The sequence below is a fragment of the Bradyrhizobium sp. 35 genome (genome assembly GCF_023073215.1).
Lineage (GTDB): Bacteria > Pseudomonadota > Alphaproteobacteria > Rhizobiales > Xanthobacteraceae > Bradyrhizobium > Bradyrhizobium canariense_D.
Genome location: NZ_JADPJC010000144.1, coordinates 102,093 through 123,132 on the forward strand (window position 1 = coordinate 102,093; position 21,040 = coordinate 123,132).

The 21,040-nt window shown below is 65.2% G+C and carries 20 protein-coding genes; 10 read left to right on the forward strand and 10 right to left on the reverse strand.

What is annotated here, in order from left to right; all coding sequences use genetic code 11:
• Positions 1-70 precede the first annotated feature (70 nt).
• The 3 genes from modA to modC are packed head-to-tail and all read left to right on the forward strand — an operon-like array spanning position 71 to position 2,225.
• Positions 71-853: a molybdate ABC transporter substrate-binding protein gene (gene modA, locus IVB36_RS29205; protein WP_018460072.1), complete on the forward strand. Its 783-nt coding sequence runs from the start codon at positions 71-73 to the stop codon at positions 851-853.
• A gap of 11 nt (positions 854-864) precedes the next feature.
• Positions 865-1,560: a molybdate ABC transporter permease subunit gene (gene modB, locus IVB36_RS29210; RefSeq protein ID WP_018460073.1), complete on the forward strand. Its 696-nt coding sequence runs from the start codon at positions 865-867 to the stop codon at positions 1,558-1,560.
• A gap of 2 nt (positions 1,561-1,562) precedes the next feature.
• Positions 1,563-2,225, forward strand: a complete 663-nt coding sequence (modC, locus tag IVB36_RS29215) for a molybdenum ABC transporter ATP-binding protein (RefSeq protein ID WP_018460074.1) — start codon at positions 1,563-1,565, stop codon at positions 2,223-2,225.
• 258 nt (positions 2,226-2,483) lie between these two features.
• On the opposite strand, the gene IVB36_RS29220 is transcribed toward modC, so the two are convergent.
• Together IVB36_RS29220 and IVB36_RS29225 are read right to left on the reverse strand one after the other, a co-directional pair.
• Positions 2,484-2,744 (reverse strand): PepSY domain-containing protein, encoded by a 261-nt coding sequence (locus IVB36_RS29220; RefSeq protein WP_018460075.1) that lies wholly within the window; start codon positions 2,742-2,744, stop codon positions 2,484-2,486.
• Positions 2,745-3,081: 337 nt separating this feature from the next.
• Positions 3,082-4,875 carry a potassium/proton antiporter gene (locus IVB36_RS29225; protein WP_247393993.1) on the reverse strand — a complete coding sequence of 598 codons (1,794 nt, stop codon included), beginning with the start codon at positions 4,873-4,875 and terminating at the stop codon, positions 3,082-3,084.
• Between the two features lie 211 nt (positions 4,876-5,086).
• Between IVB36_RS29225 and IVB36_RS29230 the strand changes: the two genes are divergently transcribed.
• The 3 genes from IVB36_RS29230 (at position 5,087) to radC (ending at position 8,158) form a co-directional block, all read left to right on the forward strand.
• Entirely contained in the window at positions 5,087-6,403 is a 1,317-nt protein-coding gene (locus IVB36_RS29230) for a mechanosensitive ion channel domain-containing protein (protein ID WP_026233939.1), read from the forward strand.
• A 121-nt stretch (positions 6,404-6,524) separates the two neighbouring features.
• Entirely contained in the window at positions 6,525-7,343 is an 819-nt protein-coding gene (map, locus tag IVB36_RS29235) for a type I methionyl aminopeptidase (protein ID WP_018460078.1), read from the forward strand.
• Between the two features lie 101 nt (positions 7,344-7,444).
• Positions 7,445-8,158, forward strand: a complete 714-nt coding sequence (gene radC, locus IVB36_RS29240; protein ID WP_018460079.1) for a DNA repair protein RadC — start codon at positions 7,445-7,447, stop codon at positions 8,156-8,158.
• Here the strand turns inward: radC and IVB36_RS29245 are convergent.
• Positions 8,155-8,475 (reverse strand): glycine zipper domain-containing protein, encoded by a 321-nt coding sequence (locus IVB36_RS29245; RefSeq protein WP_026233940.1) that lies wholly within the window; start codon positions 8,473-8,475, stop codon positions 8,155-8,157. The genes radC and IVB36_RS29245 overlap by 4 nt on opposite strands.
• A gap of 163 nt (positions 8,476-8,638) precedes the next feature.
• Positions 8,639-9,013 carry a hypothetical protein gene (locus tag IVB36_RS29250; protein ID WP_018460081.1) on the reverse strand — a complete coding sequence of 125 codons (375 nt, stop codon included), beginning with the start codon at positions 9,011-9,013 and terminating at the stop codon, positions 8,639-8,641.
• Between the two features lie 253 nt (positions 9,014-9,266).
• On the opposite strand from IVB36_RS29250, the gene IVB36_RS29255 reads away from it, so the two are divergent.
• Positions 9,267-10,661 (forward strand): peptidoglycan-binding protein, encoded by a 1,395-nt coding sequence (locus tag IVB36_RS29255; protein WP_018460083.1) that lies wholly within the window; start codon positions 9,267-9,269, stop codon positions 10,659-10,661.
• Between the two features lie 67 nt (positions 10,662-10,728).
• Here IVB36_RS29255 and IVB36_RS29260 read toward each other — a convergent pair whose 3' ends face one another.
• The 5 genes from IVB36_RS29260 to IVB36_RS29280 are packed head-to-tail and all read right to left on the reverse strand — an operon-like array spanning position 10,729 to position 15,088.
• The gene (locus IVB36_RS29260) at positions 10,729-11,421 is read right to left on the reverse strand and encodes an AprI/Inh family metalloprotease inhibitor (RefSeq protein WP_026233941.1); all 693 of its coding nucleotides are present in this window, start codon (positions 11,419-11,421) and stop codon (positions 10,729-10,731) included.
• Complete coding sequence (locus IVB36_RS29265; RefSeq protein WP_018460085.1) at positions 11,421-12,410, reverse strand: 2-hydroxyacid dehydrogenase; 990 nt, start codon at positions 12,408-12,410, stop codon at positions 11,421-11,423. Before IVB36_RS29265 ends, IVB36_RS29260 begins: the two co-directional genes overlap by 1 nt.
• Positions 12,410-13,228, reverse strand: coding sequence for an ABC transporter permease (locus tag IVB36_RS29270; RefSeq protein ID WP_018460086.1), 819 nt, complete (start codon positions 13,226-13,228; stop codon positions 12,410-12,412). Before IVB36_RS29270 ends, IVB36_RS29265 begins: the two co-directional genes overlap by 1 nt.
• A complete protein-coding gene (locus IVB36_RS29275) occupies positions 13,225-14,055 on the reverse strand; it encodes an ABC transporter ATP-binding protein (RefSeq protein WP_085358545.1) in 831 nt (276 codons plus the stop codon). Before IVB36_RS29275 ends, IVB36_RS29270 begins: the two co-directional genes overlap by 4 nt.
• A 10-nt stretch (positions 14,056-14,065) precedes the next feature.
• Complete coding sequence (locus IVB36_RS29280) at positions 14,066-15,088, reverse strand: ABC transporter substrate-binding protein (protein WP_026233942.1); 1,023 nt, start codon at positions 15,086-15,088, stop codon at positions 14,066-14,068.
• A 138-nt stretch (positions 15,089-15,226) separates the two neighbouring features.
• Between IVB36_RS29280 and IVB36_RS29285 the strand changes: the two genes are divergently transcribed.
• The 3 genes from IVB36_RS29285 (at position 15,227) to IVB36_RS29295 (ending at position 18,812) form a co-directional block, all read left to right on the forward strand.
• Positions 15,227-16,033 (forward strand): creatininase family protein, encoded by an 807-nt coding sequence (locus IVB36_RS29285; RefSeq protein ID WP_085358543.1) that lies wholly within the window; start codon positions 15,227-15,229, stop codon positions 16,031-16,033.
• 139 nt (positions 16,034-16,172) lie between these two features.
• On the forward strand, positions 16,173-16,436 hold the full coding sequence (locus IVB36_RS29290) for a hypothetical protein (RefSeq protein WP_247393995.1): 264 nt from the start codon (positions 16,173-16,175) through the stop codon (positions 16,434-16,436).
• Positions 16,437-16,829: 393 nt separating this feature from the next.
• Positions 16,830-18,812 carry a carbohydrate porin gene (locus tag IVB36_RS29295; protein WP_026233943.1) on the forward strand — a complete coding sequence of 661 codons (1,983 nt, stop codon included), beginning with the start codon at positions 16,830-16,832 and terminating at the stop codon, positions 18,810-18,812.
• Between the two features lie 19 nt (positions 18,813-18,831).
• On the opposite strand, the gene IVB36_RS29300 is transcribed toward IVB36_RS29295, so the two are convergent.
• The gene (locus tag IVB36_RS29300) at positions 18,832-20,907 is read right to left on the reverse strand and encodes a HAMP domain-containing methyl-accepting chemotaxis protein (protein WP_018460091.1); all 2,076 of its coding nucleotides are present in this window, start codon (positions 20,905-20,907) and stop codon (positions 18,832-18,834) included.
• Positions 20,908-21,040: the final 133 nt, after the last annotated feature.

Genomic DNA, 21,040 nt, shown 5'->3' on the forward strand with positions numbered 1-21,040 from the left:
CCTCATTCAACCCACGCCGTCTTGCGCGCGCCGCCTTGCGTGCCCTGAGCGCGCGCATGGAGCGCTGCCGATGTCCCGCCTTTCCGTGCTTTTTTCAGCTTTATTCCTTCTGGCCGCGGGCCTTTCGCCTGCTGGAGCCGAGGACAAGACCATCACCGTGTTCGCGGCCGCCTCGATGAAGAACGCGCTCGACGAGGTCGACGCCGCCTACACCGCCAGGACCGGCGTCAAATTCATCGTCAGCTATGCCGCAAGCTCCGTGCTCGCCAGGCAGATCGAGCAGGGCGCGCCGGCCGATGTATTCGTCTCCGCCGACACCGACTGGATGGATTACGCGATCTCCAAGAAGACTATCAACGAGCCGACCCGGGTCAATCTGCTCGGCAACAGCATCGTGCTGATTGCGCCGAAGGATTCCAGGCTCGACAACGTCCCCATCGGGCAGGGGTTCGACCTCGCAAAACTCGCCGGCGACGGCAGGATCGCGACCGGCGACGTCAAGTCCGTACCAGTCGGGAAATATGCCAAGGCGGCGCTGACGAGCCTGGGCGCCTGGCAGGCGGCGGAGCCGAAATTCGCGATGGCCGAGAGCGTGCGTGCCGCGCTGACGCTGGTCGCGCGTGGCGAGGCCAACCTCGGCATCGTCTATTCCACCGATGCCAAGGTCGAGCCCGGCGTGAAGATCGTCGGCACCTTCCCGGCGGATTCGCATCCGCCGATCATCTATCCCGTCGCTGCGACCGCGACGGCAAAGGGCGACACAAGCGACTATCTCGCCTTCCTGCGCTCGACCGCCGCCAAGACCATTCTCGAAAAATACGGTTTCAAGTTCCTGATCAGCCCCTCTACTTAATTTGCGATTTGATGCTCGACATCTCTCCCGCCGAATGGACCGCGATCCTGCTCTCGCTCAGGGTTGCCGTGATCGCGACGCTGGTGGCAACGCCGTTCGGCATTGCGCTGGCATGGCTGCTCGCGCGGCGTGATTTCTGGGGCAAGTCGGTGCTCGATGCGCTGGTGCATCTCCCGCTGGTGCTGCCGCCGGTCGTCACGGGTTATCTGCTGCTGCTCACTTTCGGCCGCCGCGGACTCGTCGGCGCTTTCCTGGCGGACCATCTCGGCATCGTATTCGCCTTCCGCTGGACCGGTGCCGCGCTTGCCTGCGGCCTGATGGCGTTTCCGCTGCTGGTGCGCCCGATGCGGTTGTCGATCGAGGCGATCGACCGCCGGCTCGAGCAGGCCTCCGAGACCCTCGGCGCCACTCCTTTCAAAGTGTTCTTCACGGTGACGCTGCCCTTGGCGCTGCCCGGCGTGCTCGCCGGCATGGTGCTTGGCTTTGCCAAGGCGATCGGCGAGTTCGGCGCGACCATCACCTTCGTCTCCAACATTCCCGGAGAGACCCAGACGATTTCGTCCGCGATCTATTCGCTGATCCAGACCCCGGACGGCGACGCCGCCGCGGGACGGCTCGTGATCGTCTCGATCGTGCTGGCGCTCGGCGCGCTGATCGCGGCCGAATGGTTCGCCCGCCGCGCCACCGCGCGCCTGCACGGGAATTGACCATGCTGCGCGTCGACATCGAAAAGCAGCTCGGCGAGTTCTCGCTGTCCGCGTCCTTCGCGAGCGAAGGCCGCGTCATCGGACTGTTCGGAGCGTCGGGCGCCGGCAAGACCTCGCTGGTCAACATGATCGCGGGGCTGCTGCGGCCCGACCGCGGCACCATCGTGATCGACGGCGAGACGGTCGACGACAGCGCGGCCGGCATTCATGTGCCGACCTGGCGCCGCCGCATCGGCTATGTGTTCCAGGATGCGCGGCTGTTTCCGCATCTCAACGTCGCGCAAAATCTCGACTATGGCAGGCGGATGAACCACCTCGCGCCCGATCCGGCGCAGCACAAGCGCGTCATCGAGCTGCTCGACATCGGCGCGCTGCAGGGTCGCCGCCCCGGAAAGCTCTCCGGCGGCGAGCGCCAGCGCGTCGCGCTCGGTCGCGCGCTGCTGTCGCGGCCGCGCCTGCTGCTGCTCGACGAGCCGCTCGGCGCGCTCGACGAGGGCCGCAAGCTGGAGATCCTGCCCTATCTGGTGCGGCTGCGCGATGAGGCCAACGTCCCCATGGTCTATGTCAGCCACGACGTCGCCGAGCTGCGCCAGCTCGCGACGCAGATCGTGATGCTGAAGCAGGGCCGCGTGACGTCGTTCGGCGGGGTGAAGGTGCTGACGTGAGGGGTCCGTTGAGCAGGCAACGGATGAGGCAAGCCGCCGGCCCACCCTCCGCCGTCGTCCTGGCGAAAGCCAGGACCCATACCGCGTGATCTATCAGCGGCAGGTGGTGTGCGTACCAGCGAAGAAAACGTAACTGCCGGTGTTCGCAAAACTACTCCCCGGGGTAATGGATCGTACCGCGAGCGGCGATCGCGCTGCATTGGATGGTGGCGGTGCCGGCCGAGTGATCCTCGCCGACACCGCTACCGAGACCCGCCACTACCAGCCGCGATCGACGTTGCGCACCTCACCCGTTCGCGCGTCCACATCGACCTCCATCCAGCGGCCGGCGCGATCACGGCCTTCGATCTGCCATTCGTCGCCGAGGAACTCGGTGTGCGAGACGGTCATGACGCCGATGTCGGTGGCGACGTCGAGCGCGACCTGCATCGAGATCTGATCGCCGGTGTCATAGGCCATCGCGGGCGCGGCCGATCCGAGCCCGATCGCGACGATGGCCGGCAAGATGAGCTTTCGCATGGATTACTCCTGTCGGATGCGTTTACGCCGCTAAGAACGAGCGGCATCGCGGAGCGTTCCGGGAGCAGCGGTCACGAAGACGCGCAAATCTTCGGCGGTTGCGGCGATTTGGGGGCGGTTCCAGCGTTGTCGCGATCGCTCTCCGCCGTCGTCCGGCGAAAGCCAGGACCCATTACCCCAGAGAGGAGAGTGGGTGGGCCAGATCGTCACCACCAGCCTTCGCAAAACAGCTGACGGTGGGTATGGGTCCTGGCGCCTGTGCGCAATTGCGCACTAGGCCAGGACGACGAAGAAGCAGACGTGCGCTTCATCAATGACCGCCAACGCGGATGTGGCGTTAAACCCCAGCCACCGAGCTCCACAGATCCGCCAGCTTGCGCCGCAGGACCTGCCTGCGCGTCAGCGGCGCGGGCGTTTCCTCGTCTTCCGGCAGGCGCAGGCCGACGACGTTGACTCGGCCACCGGAGATGGAGCGCGCCACGAGCACGATCGGATCCAGCACGAGCTCCGCGCCCTCTTTCGGCGCGCGGTCGAGATGGACGTCGAAATAATCAGCGAGCGTGTGCCCGCGCTCGTCCTCGCCGACCTCCACGCCGTAGATCTCCGCGAGCTCGGCGAGCGTGTGCTCGCCGGAGACCATGAAGTCGCCCAGCAGATGCGGGTCCGGCGCTGAGCTCGGCTGCATGTCGACGAAGAAGCGGTCAAGCGATTCGGCCTTTTCCGGCGGCGCCAGCAGATAGATGTAATCGCCGAGCGCGATCGGCTCGGCTTCCGCCGGCGTCAAAATGTTCTCCTTGCGGATCACCAGCGTCGGCTTCGACCAGGACGGGATCAGGCCGCGGCGAAAATACAGGCTCTTGGACCGCACCGGATAGCCGACGAGCTGCTGCTCGAGCTGGCCGGGCAAGTCCAATTCGACACGGCGCGGGCCGCGTTCGGCGCGCGGCAGCGCCACGTGCAGCTTGCGCGCGGCCGGCCCCAGGGTCCAGCCTTGCAGGAGGAGCGAGATGATGACGACGACGAAGGCGACGTCGAAATAGAGATAGGCCTTCGACAGCCCGACCAGCATCGGGATCGAGGCCAGGAAGATCGCGACCGCGCCGCGCAGGCCGGTCCAGGCGATGAAGATCTTTTCGCGCCAGTTGAAGCGGAACGGCGCCAGGCAGACGAACACGGCGATCGGCCGCGCCAGCAGCATCAGGACGAATGCGATCCCGACCGCCGGCAGCACGCTGCCGCCGAGCCGGCTCGGCGAGACCAGCAGGCCGAGCAGGACGAACATCACGATCTGCGCCAGCCAGGTCGCGGCGTCCAGGAAGGCCACCACCGAATTATGCGCGCGGGTCGGGCGGTTGCCGATGATGATCCCGGCGAGATAGACCGCGAGGAAGCCTGAGGCATGCATGATCTGCGAGCCGCCGAAGATGACGAGCGCGGCGGTGGTGACAAACGGCGCATGGAGGCCCTGCGGCAGCGCGACCTTATTGAGCGCGATGACGACCAGACGCCCGCCGATCACCCCGACGACGGCGCCCAGCACGGCCTCCTGGGCGAACTCCATCAGCACATGCGCGGCCGTGCCTGTTCCCAGCGAGATGTACTCGACCAGCATCAGGGTCAGGAAGATCGCGAAGGGATCGTTGGTGCCGGATTCCACCTCCAGCGTCGCGCCGACGCGCGGGCGCAGGCGCAGGCCCTGGGTATGCACCAGCAGGAACACTGCGGCCGCGTCAGTCGAGGCCACCACGGCGCCGACCAGCAGCGACTCCGTCCAGTTGAGGTCGAGCGCATATTTCGCGAACGGCGCCGTGATCAGCGAGGTCAGCAGCACGCCGACGGTCGCGAGCACCATGGAAGGCGCGAGCACGGTGCGGATGCTGGCAAAGCGGGTCCGCAAGCCGCCGTCGAACAGAATCAGGGCGAGCGCGACCGAGCCGACCAGATAGGTGGTTCGGACGTCGTCGAACTGCAGCTGTCCGGGACCGGAATCGCCCGCGAGCATGCCGATCGCGAGGAAGACGAGCAGAAGGGGCGCGCCGAAGCGCAGCGCAAGCAGGCTTGACAGGATCCCGGCCAACACCAGGACGGCACCGAGCAATATGGCGAGGCTGACACTGTCGAGGGAAGCCATCCACCTTCCGGGTACGAAATCGCTGGAATTGCATCCTTATCGTCGGCGGACTCCCACGCCAACCCATTTTCTCCCGCTCGCGGCAATCTGCCCGCATTTTGCGGCCTTAACGCACTTCACTTGGCGGTGTATCGGTGGTCCGGCCGCGCCCTTTGTGGGATTCTCCGGCGCGCTCGAATCAACGCCTCCCGCCCGCTCCCCGACGAGACCGATAGACATGGACCTCAAAGACTTCATGGAGTTCGTGCAGACCACCGCGCGCAGCGTCGGGGCGGAAATCTCCTCGCCCTGGTTCTACCTGCAATTCGGGCTCATTCTGGCCGCGGCCGGCATCGCCTATGCCGCGGAAGCCGCCGTTCGCAGCCGCGTCGACATGACCTCGCTGGCGATGCGCTGGCCGCTGCCGCTCCGGCACTTCGTCCGGGTGATGGTCTCCAGCGCCTCGACGGCGGTTTTCACCCTGCTCGTGATCGTCTCCCGCGTGGTCATGTACCACGCGACCTGGCCGAGCCGCAGCTATCTCCTGATGGTCGCCGCCAAGCTGGGGCTGGCCTGGCTCGCGATCCGGCTCTTGACCTCGGTGCTGCGCAACGCCTTCATCGTCAAGCTGGTGTCGATCACGGCCTGGTTCGTCGCGGCGCTCTCGATCCTCGGCCAGCTCGATGCGACGGTCGACCTGCTCGACTCTTTCGCCATCGTGCTCGGCGGCCTGCGGCTGACGCCGTTGCTCGTGATCAAGGCGGGTGCGCTGCTGCTCATCGCGCTCTGGCTCACCAACATCGCCAGCAATTTCGCCGAGAGCCGGATCAACTCGACCACAGATCTGACGCCATCGGTGCAGGTGCTGCTGGTCAAGATCATCCGCATCGGCCTGCTTGCGGTCGCGATCGTGATCGCGCTCGGCACGGTCGGCATCGATCTCTCGGCGCTCGCGGTGTTCTCCGGCGCGGTCGGCGTTGGCATCGGTATCGGCCTGCAGAAGATCGTCGCCAATTTCATCTCGGGGATCATCCTGCTCGCCGACAAATCGGTGAAGCCCGGTGATCTCGTCACCATCGGCGACAACACCGGGCGGATCAGCGCGATGAAGACGCGCTATATTTCCGTCGCCGCCGGCGATGGCCGCGAATTCCTGGTGCCGAACGAGGATCTGGTGACGCAGAAGGTCGTCAACTGGACCTACACCGACAAGAACACGCTGGTGAAGATCGCCTTCGGCACCAATTACGACGCCGACCCGCGGCTGGTCTGCAAGCTCGCCGCCGAGACCGCGGCCGCTCACCCGCGCGCGCAGAAGGGCAAGCCGCCGAATTCCATCCTGACCGAGTTCGCCGAAGCCGGGATGAAGTTCTCGCTCACCTTCTGGATTGCCGACCCCGACGGCATGGACAACGTCAAGAGCGACGTGATGCTGGCGCTGTGGGACGCCTTCAAGCGCGAAGGCATCCGGGTTCCCTACCCGGTTCGCGAAATCCGCGTCCGCGGCGGCGCCCTGCCGGTGGAAACCATCATGGAAGTCCCGAATTAGGCCCGCTTTCAGGCGCAAGGCAGGGCAGGCCTGACTTGCATGAAGGCGCGCAATCATTAAATTGGGCGCGAAATCAAGCCTTTCCGCCGATATCGAGCCCACCCCAGAAGATTGCGCCCGCATGAGCTACGTCGAAGCTACCGATACCTCGCTCCGCAAGACCGGGCAGATCAAGCTGCATGGACCAAGCGCCTTTGCCGGCATGCGCAAGGCGGGAGCGCTGGTGGCGAAGTGCCTCGACGAGCTCACCGACATCGTCGGGCCCGGCGTTCCGACCGACCGCATCGACCAGTTCGTCCGCGACTTCGCGTTCAGCAACAATGCCTATCCGGCGACGCTGATGTATCGCGGCTACCGCTATTCAACCTGCACCTCGCTCAACCACGTGGTCTGCCACGGCATGCCCGGCGACCGTCCGCTGAAAGAGGGCGACATCGTCAACATCGACGTCACCTTCATCGTCGACGGCTGGTACGGTGATTCCAGCCGGATGTATGCAGTCGGCCCGATCGCACGCAAGGCGGAGCGGCTGATCGAGGTGACCTATGAGGCCATGATGCGCGGCATCGCCGCGGTGAAGCCCGGCGCCACCACCGGCGACATCGGCCACGCCATCCAGAGTTTCGTCGAGCCGCAAGCCATGAGCGTGGTGCGCGATTTCTGCGGCCATGGCCTCGGGCGCATGTTCCACGACGAGCCGAACATCATCCATATCGGCCGGCCCGGCGAGGGCGTGCAGCTCAAGCCCGGCATGTTCTTCACAATCGAGCCGATGATCAATCTCGGCAAGCCGCATGTGAAGATCCTCTCCGACGGCTGGACCGCCGTGACTCGCGACCGCTCGCTATCGGCGCAGTTCGAGCATTCGGTAGGCGTCACCGCCACCGGCGTCGAGATTTTCACGCTGTCGGAGCGGCACGGCGAGAAGCAGATCGGGTGATCCCGGCGGCTGACGTTCGCATTCGCCGGCTGGCGTGAAACGGATTTGCCGCCGCAATTGACGGTTGCAAAAACGGTTATCCGCGGCAATGCTGGCGGCCGATGCCCGCCAAGACCGACCACGACAAGAGCAAGCCCGAAGAAGCGCCGCACTATCTCGGCCATCGCGAACGGCTGCGCGAGCGCTTCTACAGCGCGGGTGCGGACGCGCTCAGCGACTACGAGCTGCTGGAGATGGCACTGTTTTCGGCGCTGCCGCGGCGTGACACCAAGCCGCTGGCGAAGTCGCTGATCAAAATTTTTGGCTCGTTCGCCGAGGTCGTGCACGCGCCGGTGGCGCGCCTGCGCGAGGTAGACGGTGTCGGCGAGTCCGCGATCCACCAGCTCAAGCTGCTCGCGGCGGCGGCGCATCGCGTCGCCAAGGGCGGGGTCAACAGCCGCAACGCGCTGTCGTCCTGGAACGAAGTGATCGACTATTGCCGCACCAGCATGGCGTTCGCCGACAAAGAGCAGTTTCGCCTGCTGTTCCTCGACAAGCGCAACCAGCTCATCGCCGACGAGGTGCAGCAGACCGGCACCGTCGATCACACCCCGGTCTATCCGCGAGAGGTGATCAAGCGCGCGCTGGAATTGTCCGCGACCGCGCTGATCCTGGTGCACAACCACCCCTCAGGCGATCCCTCGCCCTCGCAGGCCGACATCCAGATGACCAAGGCGATCATCGACATCGCAAAACCGCTCGGCATCGCCGTGCACGACCACATCATCGTCGGCAAGAGCGGGCATGCGAGTTTGCGCGGGATGCGGCTGATCTAGTAGCAATATCGCGGATCGACCGGGACATAGGAGCCGTCCCGGCGCTGCGCGTAGCAGCCGCGCTGATAGGCGTAATAGCCGGAGCGGCGGCGTTCGCCCTCGGAGGCGATCGCAGCGCCCGTGCCGGCACCGACGACGGCGCCGATGGCGGCGCCGCGGCCTCCGCCGATGGCGCCACCCACGATCGCTCCACCGACGCCACCGAGGATGGCACCGCCAATGGCGTCCTGCGCCGCCGCCTCATGAGCCGGCATCGCGATCACGACCGCCAGACATGCCGCGATAGCGAAACTTCCAATGCGAAGACCTCGAAGCATGCTCGCCCTCCCCTGTGGTCAGACGAGTCATAGCGCCGCAGCCGGATTCGGACCAGAAAAATCACCATTTCGGGACCCGGCGCGTCACGCTATGGCGTCGGAGGCTCGGATCGAAGGCGGCTCAGACCATGGCGCATGCGCAGCACGGGCCGGCCGCTTCATCTCATGCATCGACCCAGCGCTGCACGGCCTCGGCGGTGTCGGCTGGCGTGGTGTTGAAGCAGATCGCGGCGTCGGGCGCCAGGCGGTGGACGAGGTTGAGCACCTTCTCGAACAGCAGCAGACGCTCCCGAGGCTCGCGCAGCCCCGCGCCGATCACGATGCAGTCGAAATTCTCCTCGCGCAACGCTACCGTGACGGCGGCTTCCGCCGCGGCATCGAGATCGATCAGGCAACTCGTGACCTCGTAACCGAGATCGCGCAGGCGCAGCAGCTGCGCATCGATATAGTTGCGCACGAGCTCCGGCGTGAGCTGCGGGAATGCGCTGTAGTCCGCGTTGCCGGGTTCGATGCCGATCGCGAGGACGCGCGTGGTCATGTTGGACTCCCTGGCCAGACTGCCTCGCGTCGCTAACGGGGCAGCGGCCCTGCCGGTTCCGTCGCGGACCGCCGCCCTGATCCCGGTCCTGCCGCTCATTTTCCCGGCGAGGTTGTAACCCACTTCACACGCGGCGCCCCGGCGGCCTGCCAGACTTGCAGGAGATCACGCTGGCCTCACGCCCTGATCACGGCACCTGGTTCATTTCGACTGACGCGCAGTTGCGAAAACTCATTCATTGCGGGAGCGGAAAATGATTTCATTCGAGAGTCTGAAAAGCGAATACGAGCGTAATTGGGCCAATCTCGAGATCCGGCCTTCGCGCCTCTCCGACGCGAACGCGATCGCGCGCAAAGCCATCAACGGCAAGGCGACCTATCAGCAGATCGAGCGGTTGACCGGCGTGCCCTGGTATTTCGCTGCCCTCTGCCACTACCGCGAATCCAATTTCGATTTCGACACCTATCTCGGCAACGGGGAAACGCTCCATCGCGCGACGACGCTCGTTCCGAAAGGACGCGGTCCGTTTGCCACGTTCGTGGACGGCGCCGTGGACGCCTTCAGAATCGAGAATTTTGTCGGCGCTCACGACTGGGGGATCGCGCGGATTCTGTTCCGGCTCGAAGCGTTCAACGGCTTCGGCTATCACGCCAAGGGCTGCAACTCGCCCTATCTCTATGGCGGTTCGACGCTGTATGGCCCGCCCGAGGCAAGGGCCGGAAAATTCGTCCGCGATCATGTGTTCGATTCGAACCACGTCGATTCCCAGCTCGGCACCGCGGTGATCCTGCATGCGATGATGTCGCTGGATTCCTCGATCACCCTCGACGGCAGCCCGCAATTCGCAAGCCGCGCCGAGCCGGAGGACGACGCGGCGTCGACGATCGTCCTCATGCAGCAGGCGCTCAACAAGCTCGGCGCCAATCCGCCGCTCGCGGAGGACGGCATCAGCGGGCCGAAGACCAGGGCCGCGGTCTCGCAGTTTCAGCAGCAGAACGGCCTGAGAGATACCGGACTTCTCGACGGCGCCACCGTCGGCGCCCTCACGCGCGCGGCGCAGTCGGGCCCCACCGGACCGACCGGCGATGTCTCCCGGATCATGAAGCGGCTGGAGGACCTCGCGCAATTGCTGCGGCCGCCGGTCGGCGGTGTGACGCCGGCAACGACGACATCGGGCAATACGCTGCCCGCCACCAATGATCCGATCAGCCTGTTCGAACGGCTCTTTTCCCTCGTCAACAAGTCAGCCCCCATGCCAGGACCAGTCACCCTCACCCCAACCAGCCCCGCTCCCGTCGACCAGTTGAAGCAGGTCGTCGACCTGCTCGGCACCTTGCTCAACCGGGACGGCAAGCCCGTCCTCGGCCAGGTCAATGGCGCGCTCGGCGAGACCATCGGCAAGATGCTCGACGGCAAGAAGACTGCGCTCGGCATCGGCGGCTCGCTGATCACGGCGCTGCTGTCGTCGGTGACGGCGAGCCCCAATGCGGGAGGCCTTGCCGGGCTGCTCGGGACGCTCGTGTCGGCGGTGCCGGGCCTCGGCCAGTTCGCGATGCCGATCTCGCTGGCGCTCACAGCCTGGGGCGTGCTCGGCAAGATGGAGAAGTGGGCCCAAGGCACAGCGCCGCCGCCCAAGCCGACGACGTAGCCTGCCACCATCCTTCGAGACGCCCGCCTATGGCGGGGCCCTCAGGACGAGATTGCGTTTCGCGGCGCTACTGCCGCAGCATGATCAGGGGATCGGCGGTATCGGGGACGCGCCGCCATTGCGCGTTGTCGTCGGCCTCGAACTGCCAGGCCTCGCCGGCCTTCGACAGCAGGATGATCTGGCCGCGGTCTAGCCGCCATTGCGTCGGGTTGAACTGCGCGATGGCCGCATCGCATTTCGGCTTGAGGAAGACCTGGAAATTGTCCGGCCCGGCTTCCGTGTTGGTCAGCGTTAGCCCGCAGACAGGCTGGCCGTTGCCGCGCACGATCGACCAGTCGCCGATCATCTGGTCCATCGACTTCGCCATCGAGCGGGCGGCGGCGAGGTCTTGCAGGATGTAGACGCCCTCGCCCTGCCGCAGGCCCTCGAAGATGCCGGCCTCGACCTCGGTGAAGTCGATCACGGCCTCACCGCTCGCATCCTGCAAGCGGACGATGTCGAGACCCCTGACGCTCCAGGCGACGATGTCCTTGGTGAAAGGCAGCGCGGCCTTGCAGGCCGGCTCCAGCTCGAGCTTGAAGCCCTGCGCCGCGGCGTCGGCCTTGAGCGTGACGACGCAGGTCTTGCTGCGCTCGGTGGTCGAGAGCTCCCACTGCCCGGGCATCTCCTTCTTCAGGGTCGTCGTATCCTGCGCCTGCGCGATGCCGATCGCGGCCAAGCAGGCCACGACGGCGAATGTAACGACGCGAAGAACTCCCATCAGCGTCCCTTGAACGGCGTTTCGGCAACCGGCGTCAACGGCGCCTTGCCTGAGAACCAGGACTTGAGATTGTCGACCACGAGCTGATCCATCGCGTTGCGCGTCACCACCGAGGCCGAGCCGATATGCGGCAGCAGCACCACATTCTGCATGGCCTTGAGCTCGTCCGGCACGTTCGGTTCGGCCGCGAACACGTCGAGGCCGGCCGCGAGGATGGTGCCGGACTTGAGCGCCTGGACCAGCGCCGGTTCGTCGATCACCGAGCCGCGCGCAACGTTGACCAGCACCCCGCGCGGGCCGAGCGCCTTCAGCACCTCGGCGTTGATCATCTTGTTGGTCGAGGCGCCACCGGGCACGATCACCATCAGCGTGTCCACCGCCTTCGCCATCTCGATCAGGTCGGGGTAGTGCTTGTAGGAGACGTCCTTGGACGGGTTGCGGGTGTGATAGACCACCGGCACCAGCGAGGCATCGAGCCGGCGCGCGATCGCCTGTCCGATCCGGCCCATGCCGACGATGCCGACCTTGCGGTCGCGCAGCGAGCCGACGCTGAGCGGATAGTTCTGGGTCTGCCAGAGACCGGAGCGCACATAACGGTCGGCCTTGATGAACTCGCGCACCGTGGAGATCAGAAGCCCCATCGCGACGTCGGCGACCTCCTCGGTCAGCACGTCGGGCGTATTGGTGACGATGATGTTATGCTCGGCGGCGTATTTGGCATCGACGTGGTCGTAGCCGACGCCGAAGCTCGCCACCATCTCGATCTTGGGCAATTGCGACAGCGAATCCCGGTCGGCGCGCACGGTGTGATAGGTCACCGCCACGCCGCGGATCTTTTCGCGGATCGCCGGCGTCAGCCGCTCGAGATCGCCCCGCGTCTCCGCCTTGTGCACGACGAAATGATCGGAAAACCCGTTCTCGAGGATCGGCCGGACCGGCCCATAAATCAGAAGGTCGATCTTTTCGGACGAAATCGAACCGGTGGTCATCAGTTGTCCTTTCCAAGCGCGCTCTCGTGCCAGCGCCGTAAGACGAGGTGGGAAACTAGCGCCAGCACCCCATAGATGACAATCCCGGCCAGCGACAACAGCAGCAGCGCTGCGAACATGCGGGGTATGTTCAAGCGGTAGCCGGATTCTGCGATCCTGTAGGCGAGCCCGGAGCCGGCGCCGGCCGTTCCCGCCGCGATCTCGGCCACGACCGCGCCGATCAGCGACAGGCCGCCGGCAATGCGCAGGCCGCCGAGAATATAAGGCAGCGCCGCCGGCAGCTTGAGATAGCGCAGGGTCTGCTGTGGCGAGGCGCCATAGAGCTGGAACAGGCCCGCGAGGTTGCGATCGACCGAATTGAGCCCGAGCGTGGTATTGGACAGCACCGGGAAGAAGGCGACGATGAAGGCGCAGACCACGACCGCGGTCTGCTGCTCCAGATAGATCAGCAGCAGCGGCGCGATCGCGATGACCGGCGTGACCTGAAGCACCACGGCATAGGGGAATAGCGATGCTTCCACCCATTTGGACTGGTTGAACAGCAGCGCCAGCGCGATGCCGCCGACGCTGGCCGCGACAAAACCTTCAAGCGTGGTCAGCAGCGTCGCGGCAAGCGATTGCGACAGCACCGCCCAATCCTTGATCAGTGTCGCGAATATGACCGAGGGCGCCGGCAGCACGTAAGGCGGGATGTCCTTGATCCGGACCACGAGCTCCCAGGCGAGCAGTCCCGCCGCGAACACGATGACCGGTAGCGCGAAGCGCACCGCGCGTTGCGCGCCGGACGGCTTCGCAGTGACGGAAGCTTGCGCGTTCATAGCGTCGACTGCCCTGCATAGGACGGCGCCAGCGCCGCCGACACTTTCCGGCAATAATCGGAATAGGCGACTGAAGTGCGAAACTCCTCGCCACGCGGCTCGACCGTCTCGACGCGGAAGTCGGCCTGGATGCGGCCCGGCCGCGCGGTCATGACCACCACGCGCTGCGACAGATAGACGGATTCGAACACCGAATGCGTGACGAAGATGACGGTCTTGCCGAGCCTGCGCCACAGCGCGAGCAAATCGTCGTTGAGGCGGAAGCGCGTGATTTCGTCGAGCGCCGCGAACGGCTCATCCATCAGGAGGATATCAGGGTCTGTGACGAGCGCGCGCGCCAGCGACACCCGCATCTTCATGCCGCCGGAGAGCTCGCGCGGAAAGGCGTCGGCAAAATCGGCAAGCCCGACGCTTGCGAGCGCCTCATCGGCGCGCGCGCGCGATTCCGCCTTCGGAACGCCTGAGAGCTTCAGCGGCAACCGCACATTCTCGCGCACGCTGGTCCAGGGCATCAGGGTCGGTTCCTGAAACACGAAGCCGATGCCATGACCTGGGTGAACATGACCTGGCTGCGGTGTGCCCTCACGACGCGCCAGCCGGACGATTCCTGACGACGGCGCGCTGAGTTCGGCGATCAGCCGCAGCGCCGTCGACTTGCCGCAACCTGACGGCCCCAGCAGCGAGATGAACTCGCCCTTGCGCACCGCAAGATCGAGCGGGCCGAGCGCCATCAGGCCGTTGTCATAGGCCTTCGTCACGCCGCGCAGGCTGACAGCCAGAGCCGTCAGGCCGGTCTCGACCCCCGCCGACGTTTGGACTGATGACATCGGCCCTGCGCTACGGCTTGCTCGGGCGCAGCTCGGCGCCGACGCCCTTGTTGACGAAGCGCAGCGTATAGGATTTGCGGAAATCGAGGTCCGCCTTCACCACGCCCGCCTTCACCATCTTGTTGAAGAAGGAGGTGTAGCGCTCGTCGCTCATCGCGCCGATGCCGTTCTTCAGCGAATCGCCGGAATCGACGATGCCGTATTCCTTCATCTTGGCGACGGAATAGGCGAGCAGCTCGTCCGTCATCTCCGGATTGAGCTTCTTGATCATGGCGTTGCCCGCTGAATTGTCGCGGTAGATGTAATTGTACCAGCCGACCATGGAGGCATCGACGAAGCGCTGCACCAGGTCGGGCTTCTTCTCGACGACGTCGCGGCGGCTCTCGATCAGGGTCGAATAGGTGTTGAAGCCGTAATCGGCGAGCAGCAACACGTTGGGCTTGAAGCCCGCGGCCTTCTCGACCGCGAAGGGCTCCGAGGTGACGTAACCCTGCATCGCGCTCTTGGGATTGGCGATGAAGGGCTGCGGATTGAAATTGTAGGGGCGAACGTTCTTCTCGCTGAAGCCGTATTCGGACTTCAGCCACTGGAAATAGCTGGTCATGCCCTCCTTGGAGACGAACAGCGTCAGCGGCTTGAGGTCCTCGATCTTGGCGACCTTGGCATCGGGCTGCGTCAGCATCACCTGCGGATCCTTCTGGAACACCGCGGCGATGGTGACGACCGGGACGTTGTTGGCGACTGCGTCGAACGACATCAGCGTGTTCGCGGCCATGAAGAAATCGATCTTGCCGGCGATCAGCAGCATCCGGTTGTTCTCGTTGGGCCCGCCGGGCACGATGGTGACGTCCAGCCCGTATTTCTTGTAAGTGCCATCGGCGACGGCCTGGAAAAAGCCGCCATGCTCGGCCTCGGCGACCCAATTGGTGCCGAACATGACCTTGTCCAGGGTTTCGGCGCGGGCCGGGACGACCGAGACGAAAGCGGCCATCAGGCCCGCCGTTAAGGCTCGCCGCAGATGAGAGGGGCTCATGATGGGACTCCGTCGATCGCTTCTAGCCGATGTCCAAGCAACGCGATAAAACCGCAAGACATTCGGGGACGCGAGCCGGCCTGGCCCGCGTCCCCTGATACCCTAAATTACGCGACAAATTCGGGCAAAGAAACCTTGATGACGCCTTCCCGCGATTGGACCGAGATTCGCTGGGCCGATGCCAGCCTCGCGGAGGTTTCGCGCTGGATCGCGGTGCTGCCGCTGGCCGCGACCGAGCAGCACGGCCCGCATCTGCCGCTCGAGACCGACGTGCTGATCGCGGACGCCTATCTCGCGCGCGTGCGCGAGCTCCTGCCCGAGCGCGCTCCGGCCACTTTCCTGCCCGTTGAACCGATCGGGATTTCCACCGAGCATATCGACTATCCGGGCACGCAGACGCTGCCGACTGACATCGCGTTGAAAAAATGGACCGCGATTGGCGAGGACGTCGCGCGCCGCGGAGTGAAGAAGCTCGTCATCGTCACCAGCCATGGCGGCAACAGCGCGGCCATGATGCTGGTCGCGCAGGATCTTCGCGCGCATCGGAAACTGTTCGTGGTGACGACGTCGTGGTCGCGGCTGTCGGGCGCGGACAAGCTGTTCCCGGCCGACGAAGTGCGCCACGGCATCCACGGCGGCGCCATTGAAACCTCGATCATGCTGGCGCGCTATCCCGATCGGGTGCGCATGGATGCGATCGCGAATTTTCCCGCGAGCAGCATCGCGATGGAGCAGCAATATCGCTGGCTGTCGACGCAGCGACCCGCGCCGTTCGCCTGGCAGGCGCAGGATCTCCACGCGAGCGGCGCCGCCGGCAACGCGACGCTAGCCGTGGCCGCGAAGGGCGAGCAGCTGATCGACCAGGGCGCCCGCGCTTTTTGCGAGCTGCTTGCCGAGGTTGATAACTTCGACGTGAACAGGCTCGCAAAAGGCCCGCTCGGCTAGCGCTCATCCTTCTGGAATCATTCAGGAAAGAGCCAGACTCGAGCTCCGCCTTTGCCGAGTTCGAACCGGACGCGCGGAGCCTCCGTCCAACTCGGTACGCGGGCCACAAGGGACCGCCTCAACCCGGATGGAGTTTCACATGTCGATTAAGACCAAGATTTTCGCAGTTGCCCTCACCGCGCTCACCCTGACCGGCAGCGTCGTGGCCACCACCTCGCAGGCGCAAGCCAAGCCGCTCGGCTGGGGCGTCGGTGTCGGCCTGGGCATCGCCACCGCCGCCGTCGTCGGCTCCGCGATCGCCGCCAGCAACGATTCCTATTACAACGGCTATCACCGCTGCGGCTGGGCCGCCCAGTACAACGCCTTTGGCCAGTACGTCGGCCGCGTGCGTACCTGCTTCTGATTTGAGTCCCTGAGGCCGATCTCACGTGGATCCCGCGTCCGACACGGGCGCCTCATCCACCCCGTGTCGTGCCCCCGACCCCGCCCGGATGTCCCCCCGGGCGGGGTCAACCGTTTTGGACCTTGGAATTTGTTGCAGTCCCGTCACATCGCGGTGCGAACCATCTCCTGCGACAATCCGCACTAGTTGCTACTGCGAATTAATCGCAATAAGGTTTCCAGAGACTCAGGGGCTTGGGAAGAAATCGCGCCGGATCGAGATCATCTCGACCGATCGCGGAGCACCTAATCCTGATGACAGGGTCGCCGCGAATCGGCAGGGATAGTGCGGCGAGTGGACACACTCGCTTTGGGGGCGTGCGTTTTGACGTTGAGGGGTCACCGTTACAGGTATTTGCGAACGGCCGCGGCGATTGCCACGGGCGTCTTGACTTTGCCCGCCAGCAGCCGCGCGGCTGATCTGCCGCTGAAGGCACCGGCGCTGAAGGCCGTCTATGACTGGACCGGCCTCTACATCGGTGCGCATGCCGGCTACAGCCTCGGCTCGTCGCGCTTCGCGCTGAACGACGGCACAGGCATTAGCGACAGCGGCGTCTTCAGCGGCATGATCGGCGGCGTGCAGGCCGGCTACAATTACCGGCTCAATTCCGGCTGGCTCCTCGGCGTCGAAGGCGATTTTTCGTTTCCGAACTACATCACTTCCAACTCGATCGTGTCCTTCCTGGCGACACCCGCCAACACCGTCACGCAGCAATGGGACTACACTGCGAGCCTGCGCGGCCGCGTCGGCTACACCAGCGGTCCCTGGCTGGTCTACGCCACCGGCGGCTTTGCATGGATGGGCGAGCGCTATTTCGACACGCCGGCCGCAGGCGAAGCAGTCCCGAAAATCCTGAACACGCGGCCCGGCTGGATCGCGGGTGCCGGCATCGAATACGGCTTTGCGCCGCATTGGAGCGCACGGCTCGAATATCTCTATAGCCGCTTCGACGGCGCCAATGTCGCCTTCTCCACAGGTGCCCAATACAATTCGTCGTCGCTCGACTTCCAAACGATCCGGCTCGGCCTCAACCGCAAGGTCGATTGGCCGGGCATGCCGGGCTACAATCCCAAGAGCTTGGGGATCGGCTCGCTAATCGACACCGAATCGGATCGCTGGGAGATCCACGGCCAGAGCACTTATCTGCCGCAAGGCTACCCGTCGTTCCCCGCCCTCTACACCGGGCCGAATTCGCTCTCGCCATCAAGGCAGGCCAAGGCGACCTGGAGCAACAGCCTGTTCCTGAACGCAAAGCTGTGGGACGGCGGCGAGGTCTACTACAATCCCGAACTGCTGCAGGGATTTGGATTGAACGACACGGTCGGCGCGGCCGGTTTCCCCAACGGCGAGGCGCAGAAGTCGAACTTCCCCTATCCGCACTACAACACATCGCGCCTGTTCGTGCGCCAGACATTCGGCTTTGGCGGCGAGCAGGAAGAGCTCGCGAGCGGCCAGTTGCAGCTCGGACAGAAGGTCGACGTATCCAGGCTCACGGTGCAGGCCGGCAAATTCCCCGTGATCGACGTGTTCGACGGCAACGCCTACGCCAAGGACACCCGCAAGGACTTCATGAACTGGTCGCTGTGGGCGCCAGGCGCCTTCGACTATTCAGCCGACAAGGTCGGCCTCACCTACGGCGTCACCGCCGAGCTGAACCAGAAGCAGTGGGCGCTGCGCGGCGGCTACTTCCTGATGGTCGCCGAGTCCAATTCGAATCATTTCGACACCAGGGTCGGCGAGCGCGGCCAGTACGTGCTCGAGCTCGAAACGCGCTTCTCGCTCCTTGGCCAACCCGGCAAGCTCAGGACCATCGGCTGGCTCGACAGCGCCAATATGGGCAGCTTCCGCGAGACGCTGGACAATCCCGCGCTCAACCTTGACATCGCGCAGACCCGACGCGGCCGTCTGAAGTATGGCTACGTGCTCAACCTCGAGCAGGCGATCACCGACGATGTCGGTCTGTTCAGCCGCTGGAGCTGGAACGACGGCAAGACCGAGACGCTGGCCTTCACCGACATTCACCGCAGCCTGTCGGCGGGATTGTCGATCAAGGGCACGAAATGGGGCCGGCCGGATGACGTGATCGGCGTCGGCGGCGCCATCAATGCCATCTCGCAGGATTATCGCGACTTCCTGGCCGCCGGCGGCCTCGGTGTTCTCATCGGCGACGGCGCGCTCAACTACCGCCGCGAGCGCATCCTCGAAACCTATTACGCCTACGCGCTGAACAAGAGTCTCACCCTCACCGCCGACTACCAGCTGATCGTCAACCCCGCCTACAACGCCGATCGCGGCCCGGTGTCGGTATTTTCCGGGCGGCTACACGGCGAGTTCTGAGCGCTTCCGGCTACGTGACTTACGCAGCCCGGATCGCGTCCAGGAACTTCCCGACCTCGACCTTGAGGCGGCCGCTCTCGCCGGACAGCGACTTCGCTGACGCGAGCACGGTGGAGGAGGCCGATCCGGTCTGGCTCGCGCCGCGCTGCACGTCGACGATGCTGGCGGAGACCTGTTGGGTGCCGCATGCCGCCTGCTGCACGTTGCGGGAAATCTCCCGCGTCGCCGCGCCTTGCTGCTCGACCGCGGAGGCGATCGCCGATGCGATCTCGGACATGCGGGTGATGGTGTCGCCGATCGACTTGATGGCGCCGACGGAATCCTGCGTCGCGCTCTGGATTCCCGTGATCTGCTGGCTGATCTCGCCGGTGGCCTTGGCGGTCTGCTCGGCGAGCGCCTTGACCTCGGAGGCGACCACGGCGAAGCCGCGCCCGGCCTCGCCGGCGCGCGCCGCCTCGATCGTTGCATTGAGCGCCAGAAGATTGGTCTGGCCCGCGATCTGGCTGATGAGCTCGACCACGTCGCCGATCCGGCCGGCCGCCTTGGCGAGTTCGCCGACATAGTCGTTGGTACGCGCAGCCTGCTGCACCGCTTCGCCGGCCACCCGCGCGGAGTCCTGGACCTGCCGGCTGATCTCGTCGACCGAGGACGCCATTTCCTCCGCGGCCGCGGCGACGGTCTGCACGTTGCTGGAGGCCTGCTCGGAGGCGGCCGCAACGGTCGCGGTGACCTTTTCCGATTGATCGGCGGTGCTCGTCAGCGTTCCCGCCGACACTTCCAGCTCCGACGATGCCGACGACACGGTGTTGATGACGTCGCCGATCAACGCTTCGAAATCGCGTGCGATCTGGTCCATGCGCTGGCTGCGCCGGAGCTTCGCCTCGGCTTCCACCGCGGCGGCCTCATCGGCGGCCTTCTTGGCGGAGAGCGAATCTTTGAAGTGCTGGAGCGAGCCCGCCACCTGGCTGATCTCGTCATTGCGGCCGGTCACGGGAATCTCGACCTCGTGCTGCCCGGCGGCAAGAGTTGCGATCACGTCCGCGAGCCGGCTGAGCGGCGTCACCACGCGCCTGCGCAACATCATCGTCACGCCACCGAGTGTCCCCAGCAGCGCCAGCACCGCCACGCCCGCGAGCGCGAGCATCGCCAGCGCGCCGTCGCGCGCGGCCGAGGCGCGCTCGGCAGCTTCCGCCAGCGCGGCATCGCGGACGCCGTAGAACATCTGGATGGCGGGGACGATGATGTTGGCCAGCTCTTCGGCATTGATGCCGTACTTGCCGTCGCCACGCGCCGCGAGCATCTCCTTGTCCACGGCAGCGGCTGCTTTCCCGAAATAGGAATCCGTCGCCGCCTTCAGCGCGGTGGCGATCCGGGGCGGGCTTCCGAGCTGGTCGATGCCGGCCTCGATGCGCTCGCGGTCGGCCTCGACACGTCCCTGCATCCGATCCATCAGCGACAATTCGGCCGCCGTGAGCGGTCGGCGAGCGCTCAGCGCCGGCGACAGCGTGGCGGCGCGGCTGCCGGCCGAGACGCGCAGATCCTGCGCCGTTCGCGCCAGGCTCAACAGCGCCGCAAGCGAGGAATCGGCATTGATGACCTTGGCTTCAAGCCGGTTCATGATCGGCTCGATATTGCCGATGACCTCGGCAACGCCTGGAAGGAAGCCCTTGATTACAGCGCCGTCGCGCGTCGCCAGGGGCACGCTCATCGCGCGATCTGCCGCCGTGATGATATCCTTGAGCCGCCGCGCAGTACGGTCCAGGTTTTCGATCATCGCTCCGGAATCATCCAGCACCATGATGGCGCGCCTTGCCCCCTCGAACGCGCCATCGACCGCTTTCGCCGCCTTTGCGGCGGCTTCGATCTGGACCTGCGTCGCAGAATTCTCCTGGAAGATCGGGGAAATGTAGGGAGCACGAAGGCCGGCAACGTGCTGACTGACCATCAGGGTCGCACCGAAGGCCTCGACCGTCTTGATCGCATCGGAGCGGTTCGTGAAGATGCGCGCCTGGGGTATCAGCACCTCGGCGCCAAGGATGACTGCAAACACCGTCACCGTCAGCATCGACAGCGCAAAGAGCTTCCCGATCCGCATTCTGATCCCCGAATACATTCCTGCAAATGCCGAGACCTAGCTGGTGGCCGCTAAGAGCCCGTTAAGCAACGGCATGCCCGTAGTTCCGCGGGGTATTGGGGAGTGCCTTCGGGGACGGGGTCGCCGAAGTTCC

Excerpts from the sequence above, each read along its gene's own strand:
- IVB36_RS29265 (WP_018460085.1), bottom strand. The coding sequence starts at position 12,410 with ATGACCACCGGTTCGATTTCGTCCGAAAAGATCGACCTTCTGATTTAT.
- radC (WP_018460079.1), top strand. The coding sequence starts at position 7,445 with ATGCCCGCCAAGACCGACCACGACAAGAGCAAGCCCGAAGAAGCGCCG.
- IVB36_RS29225 (WP_247393993.1), bottom strand. The coding sequence starts at position 4,875 with ATGGCTTCCCTCGACAGTGTCAGCCTCGCCATATTGCTCGGTGCCGTC.
- IVB36_RS29290 (WP_247393995.1), top strand. The coding sequence starts at position 16,173 with ATGTCGATTAAGACCAAGATTTTCGCAGTTGCCCTCACCGCGCTCACC.
- IVB36_RS29255 (WP_018460083.1), top strand. The coding sequence starts at position 9,267 with ATGATTTCATTCGAGAGTCTGAAAAGCGAATACGAGCGTAATTGGGCC.
- IVB36_RS29300 (WP_018460091.1), bottom strand. The coding sequence starts at position 20,907 with ATGCGGATCGGGAAGCTCTTTGCGCTGTCGATGCTGACGGTGACGGTG.
- IVB36_RS29285 (WP_085358543.1), top strand. The coding sequence starts at position 15,227 with ATGACGCCTTCCCGCGATTGGACCGAGATTCGCTGGGCCGATGCCAGC.
- IVB36_RS29280 (WP_026233942.1), bottom strand. The coding sequence starts at position 15,088 with ATGAGCCCCTCTCATCTGCGGCGAGCCTTAACGGCGGGCCTGATGGCC.
- IVB36_RS29260 (WP_026233941.1), bottom strand. The coding sequence starts at position 11,421 with ATGGGAGTTCTTCGCGTCGTTACATTCGCCGTCGTGGCCTGCTTGGCC.
- IVB36_RS29275 (WP_085358545.1), bottom strand. The coding sequence starts at position 14,055 with ATGTCATCAGTCCAAACGTCGGCGGGGGTCGAGACCGGCCTGACGGCT.
- IVB36_RS29270 (WP_018460086.1), bottom strand. The coding sequence starts at position 13,228 with ATGAACGCGCAAGCTTCCGTCACTGCGAAGCCGTCCGGCGCGCAACGC.
- IVB36_RS29250 (WP_018460081.1), bottom strand. The coding sequence starts at position 9,013 with ATGACCACGCGCGTCCTCGCGATCGGCATCGAACCCGGCAACGCGGAC.
- modB (WP_018460073.1), top strand. The coding sequence starts at position 865 with ATGCTCGACATCTCTCCCGCCGAATGGACCGCGATCCTGCTCTCGCTC.
- IVB36_RS29220 (WP_018460075.1), bottom strand. The coding sequence starts at position 2,744 with ATGCGAAAGCTCATCTTGCCGGCCATCGTCGCGATCGGGCTCGGATCG.
- map (WP_018460078.1), top strand. The coding sequence starts at position 6,525 with ATGAGCTACGTCGAAGCTACCGATACCTCGCTCCGCAAGACCGGGCAG.
- modC (WP_018460074.1), top strand. The coding sequence starts at position 1,563 with ATGCTGCGCGTCGACATCGAAAAGCAGCTCGGCGAGTTCTCGCTGTCC.
- IVB36_RS29245 (WP_026233940.1), bottom strand. The coding sequence starts at position 8,475 with ATGCTTCGAGGTCTTCGCATTGGAAGTTTCGCTATCGCGGCATGTCTG.
- modA (WP_018460072.1), top strand. The coding sequence starts at position 71 with ATGTCCCGCCTTTCCGTGCTTTTTTCAGCTTTATTCCTTCTGGCCGCG.